The following is a 4,997-nucleotide window of genomic DNA, read 5'->3' as shown; positions in this document are numbered from 1 at the left end:
CCGCCGGTTACAGGCGGCCCGTGCCGCCGCCGTCGGCCAGGCAGTCCAGAGCGCTCTCGCGTACCTCGATGTATCGGTAGACCGGGCAGCACAACACCGCGACTCCGCCGAGGAGTTGCGCGCCCAGTGGGATGCCGAGCTGGGGGACGTCAGGACGGGCAACGACGGGCTACTGGCCGAATTGGCCCAGCTGACTGATTCGGTGCACCGCGACGAACTGGCCCGCGCACAGCAGCGGGCGCGGATCGAAACCCTCGAGAACCGCTCCATCGATGAACTCGGGTTCACCTCCGATCACCTGATCGCCGAGTATGGTCCAGATGTGCCAGTGCCGGTAGCAGCTGCGGCAGCCGACAAGTGGGCTGAACTGCGCGCCCCGGTCGACGAGGACGGCGCCCCAATCCCCACCGGCATTCCTTTTGTGCGCCTGGAACAGGAGAAACGGCTGAAGCGGGCAGAAAAGGATCTAGCGTCCCTGGGCAGGGTCAATCCGCTGGCACTGGAGGAGTTCGCCGCCCTCGAGGAACGCCATCAATTCCTGAGCACCCAGCTGGAAGACCTCAAGGCGACCCGCAAGGACCTCCTCGACATCATCCGCGAGGTGGACGAACGGGTCGAGCAGGTTTTCACCGCCGCCTACCAGGACACGGCGGTGCAGTTTGAGCGGGTATTTGGGCGGCTGTTCCCGGGCGGCGAAGGCCGGCTGGTGCTCACCGATCCGGACAACATGCTGACCACCGGCATCGAGGTGGAAGCACGACCGGCAGGGAAGAGGATCAAGCGGCTCTCGTTGCTCTCTGGTGGAGAGCGCTCGCTGACAGCGGTTGCGCTGCTCGTGGCGATTTTCAAGGCACGACCATCGCCGTTCTACGTGATGGACGAGGTGGAGGCTGCACTCGATGACACCAACCTCAGCCGGCTGATCACCATCTTCGAGGAACTGCGCGAATCCAGCCAGCTGATCATCATCACCCACCAGAAACGGACCATGGAGGTAGCCGACGCGCTGTATGGGGTAACCATGAGGGGCGACGGCGTCTCAACTGTCATCAGTCAGCGGCTGGTGGACGCCTAGGAGCCTGTCTTCTCAGGAAGAGTTTCCCGTGCGCCCAGCCAGACCAGGAACGCAGCGAACGCCACCACCCCGGTCAGGGCAAAAGCCCACCCAAAGGACAACGCGTCGACCAGCAGTCCTGCGATGATTGGGCCAATAATGGCGCCGGTGTCGGCGCTCATCTGAAATGCCGCCAACACTTTCCCGCCGCTGCGCTGGTTGCCGATGACGTCAGCGACGGCCGCCTGCTGCGCCGGGTTGAGAAGACCCGCACCGAGCCCAGCGACAACCGAGACGGCGAGGAACATGACCAGGTCGGTAGTGAAACCGAGACCAGCCATGGCCAGACCGTTGACAGCCAGTCCAGTCAGCACCATGGGCTTGCGGCCCAGCCGGTCAACCAACCGGCCCGAGAAGGTCAGGGCCAAGGCGGTGCCGGCGGCAAAGAACGTCAGCGCAATGCCAGCTACTTCGGGCCCTTCGCCCAGGACCGCGGCAGCAAACAGGGGAACCAGCGCCATCCTCACCCCAAACGACGACCAGCCGTTGGCGAAACCTGATGCCAGGGCAGCACGGTAGGCGGAGTCCCCTAGCGCCTCCCGAACCGAAAGAGCTGGGAGGGGAGCCGCCTTGGCGGCCTTGTCCCTGAGGGCCGAATCGCGCAACTTGACGAACACTACCGCCGCGGCAATGATCAGCGCGCCGGCATAGACGAGAAACGGAACCCGCAGCCCGAACACGGCAAGCAGTCCGCCGATCATCGGACCGAGAATACTGCCCAGCAGGAAAGCCGATGCATACGAGCCTGTGACCCTACCCCGCAGACCAGGTGGCGCCAGCCGAACGATCAGACCCATCGCCGAAACAGTGAACAGGGTTGAACCAATACCGCCAAGACCACGGAAAATCAGCAGCTGCCAGTAGTCAGCAGCGAACGCACACGCCGCGGTCGACAGCGCAACGATCAGGAGCCCCGACACATAGACCGGACGCTCACCGAGCCGTTCAACGAGTCTGCCGCTGGCCGGAGCAAAGACCAGGCGGGTGAAGGCGAACGCACTCACGATGATTGCCGACGCAGTCACACCAAGGTCGAGCCGGGCGACGATCGGCGGCAGGTCGAAACTCTGGGCAAACTGGGGCAGCACCGGTGCCACCAGTCCAAAACCGATGGCGATCACGAAGGCCGCGGCAATCAGAACCCGGATCTCCTGGGGAATCCTGACGCGTTCGGCGGGTTCGACGGCGGCGGCGCCGGTGGTGGGGGAGCGTCTGAGGCTGAACATGATGAGCCTAGTCTTCCACCAGTTTCCCCCACGCCCCGCCAACGGCGTATGAGAAGCTAGGTCTGTGAACGAGACGACGCTCCAGATAGCAATTTACGTAGCCATTTCCCTAGCGGTCATCGGCTCACTCGCCGTGCTCCTGCTGAAGGGACGCAGAACACCTCCTGGGACCTACACCACTACCCGCGACGACGATGACCGCGTCGCCAAAGGCACTTCCGGAACCTCAGCCGACACGCTGGAGCCCCCGACCAGCACCGGCGACTCTACCGACGTCGTCGTTCCCGATGACCTGCGGGACCTCGACGAGACGACAATCGGCACCGAAACCGTGCCGGTGGAAACCCCCGACGAGGTGCAGGGCAGACTGGCACGTCTCCGTGCCCGGCTGATCCGGTCCAACAACGCCCTCGGCAAGGGCCTGCTGGCCCTGCTGTCCCGGGACCACATCGACGAGGACGTCTGGGACGAAATTGAGGAGACACTGCTCCTCGCGGACCTGGGCACCGAACCGACCATGGAACTGGTCGATGCGCTCAGGGCTCGGGTGAAGATTGCGGGCAGTCGCAGTCCGGCCGAGGTCAAGGACATGCTGCGCGAGGAATTGGTCAAGTTGGTCGATCCGACGATGGACCGGTCGCTGGCCACCGACAGGCATGCCGACCGGCCGGCGGTCGTGCTGGTCGTTGGAGTCAACGGCGTCGGCAAGACCACCACGGTCGGCAAACTGGCACGGGTGCTGGTCGCTGAGGACAAGGATGTGCTGCTGGGCGCCGCCGATACCTTCCGCGCTGCTGCTGCCGAGCAACTCGCCACCTGGGGACAGCGGGTCGGCGTGCCGACTGTGCGCTCCCACGTCGACGGCGCCGATCCTGCGTCGGTAGCGTTCGAAGCCGTGAAGGCTGGGATCGACGGCGAGGTGGACGTGGTCATGATTGACACCGCCGGACGGCTCCAGAACAAGGTGGGCCTGATGGATGAGCTCGGCAAGGTGAAGCGGGTGATCGAGAAGCTCGCCACGGTTGACGAGGTGCTGCTTGTCCTCGACGCCACCACCGGCCAGAACGGCCTCAATCAGGCCCGGGTGTTCGCCGAGGTGGTGAACGTGACGGGGATCGTCCTCACCAAGCTCGACGGCACCGCCAAGGGCGGTATCGTTGTTGCGATTCAGCGCAGCCTCGGCGTTCCGGTGAAGCTGGTGGGCCTTGGCGAAGGCGCCGACGATTTGGCGCTCTTCGACGCCGAATCCTTCGTCGACGCACTCCTGAACTAACTGCCTAACAAAAGAGGCGCCCCACGGTTTCGTGGGGCGCCTCTTCCGTTGGGGGGCTAGAAGGTGAAGTGGAACACCGAAACGGTGCCCGCAGTCACGGGCAGCTGTACCGATTCCGCCCCGGGAACAAACCCCGGGATGGCGGGCCGGTCAGCGGCCGGGATCGGCGCTGCGAAAGCACCGTCAACCACAGTCGAGTCCTCGGCGCCATAGGACGGGCCAGCGAGCTGGGTCATCGAACTGGTGCGTGCGCCGGCTGGCAGTTGCACTGTGACATCTGTCTGGGCGTTGACCTCAGGGTTGTTCTGGTTGACCAGCACCACGCTCAGGCTGCCGTCCTCGTGCTGGACCGCATAGCTGTAGGACAGCCCGCCACCCTCGGCGGTATTCTGCAGGAACGCTCCGGGTGGAAGCTCGGCAACCATTGAGAGGCCGTAGTAGTTGGCCCGCTCGTTGAAGGTGGCATCCGGCTGCAGGTAGGGTCCGCCCGAGCAGATGGATGACATGGGAGGACCGCCCTGGCAGGTCAGCAGCGAGCTGTGGAAGCTGAGTCGGGGAATCCCGATCTGGGCAGCGCTCAACGCGTAGTCGACGCTCCACAGAGCCGAGGCATGGGTCTTGGTGGTTTCATTGGAGCCCGGGCATGCCGAAATGCCGGTCTCGGGGATCCAGGTTTCAAGTCCTGCCGCACTGGCCGGAGCAAGCGCTGCACGACGGTAATCCTCGGCCCGGTCGTGGATCGGTGCAGCCATCAGGTTCTCCATGATGGGTTCACCCAGGGGATCATTCGATCCATCGCACTGTGACAGCGGGTAGTGGTGGAACGAGAGGATCTTCTCCTGCTGCAGGTCCGCCTGGGCGAACGGCTCCCACCACGCTTCGGCGTAGGTGCCCGGCCCCACAATTCGAACCTCGGGCGCAACCTCATACATGGCATCCGCGTAGGTCTTCAGCTCATCGAGGTACTCAGGGATGCCCCAGCCGGATGGCCGTAGACCATTGGTGGGATACCCGTTGGGTTCGTTGCCGACGGTGATTCCAACCAGGCGGTCACCGAAGATCTCGGCTGCGTACTTGGTCATGTCTGCTGCACGTGCGGGATCATAGTTGCCCATGTCAACGGTCAGGCTGATGGTGGCGTCGGCCGCCTCCAGCAGGGTGTTGACCCGCTCCAGATCGGCGGGGCCAGCAGCGCGCACCGGGTGCGCTTTGTCGCCCTCCAGGTTTCCGGGGATTGCCTCATCTGATGAGGTCCAGAAGAACCGCCGGTCGACCGCGTTGCCGCCGAAGCGCAGCATGGGACGGCCGAGGCCGGTGAGGCTGCTGACGATTTCCTGGTTATCGCCGGACATCCGCGGATCGGCCAGGTCAGTGGCTTCGAGCG

Annotated in this window: 4 protein-coding genes; 2 read left to right on the top strand and 2 right to left on the bottom strand. The window is 64.4% G+C overall.

The annotated features are described in order from the left end of the window. A partial coding sequence (locus Y703_RS18300; protein ID WP_035764051.1) for an AAA family ATPase occupies window positions 1–1,075 on the top strand: 1,075 nt, incomplete at its 5' end. Here Y703_RS18300 and Y703_RS0106230 read toward each other — a convergent pair. Beyond that, window positions 1,072–2,340 carry an MFS transporter gene (locus Y703_RS0106230; protein WP_026552021.1) on the bottom strand — a complete coding sequence of 423 codons (1,269 nt, stop codon included), beginning with the start codon at window positions 2,338–2,340 and terminating at the stop codon, window positions 1,072–1,074. The two genes, Y703_RS18300 and Y703_RS0106230, sit on opposite strands and share 4 nt — an antisense overlap. A 64-nt stretch (window positions 2,341–2,404) precedes the next feature. On the opposite strand from Y703_RS0106230, the gene ftsY reads away from it, so the two are divergent. Next, complete coding sequence (gene ftsY / locus Y703_RS0106225; RefSeq protein WP_026552020.1) at window positions 2,405–3,613, top strand: signal recognition particle-docking protein FtsY; 1,209 nt, start codon at window positions 2,405–2,407, stop codon at window positions 3,611–3,613. Window positions 3,614–3,669: 56 nt separating this feature from the next. Here ftsY and Y703_RS18295 read toward each other — a convergent pair. Beyond that, window positions 3,670–4,997 (bottom strand): hypothetical protein (locus Y703_RS18295; protein ID WP_035764049.1); only part of this gene is annotated, 1,328 nt, incomplete at its 5' end.

Origin of the sequence: Arthrobacter sp. H20 (assembly GCF_000520515.1) — a bacterium.
Classification (GTDB): domain Bacteria; phylum Actinomycetota; class Actinomycetes; order Actinomycetales; family Micrococcaceae; genus Arthrobacter_D.
This window is presented reverse-complemented; position numbering and strand designations above follow the sequence as displayed.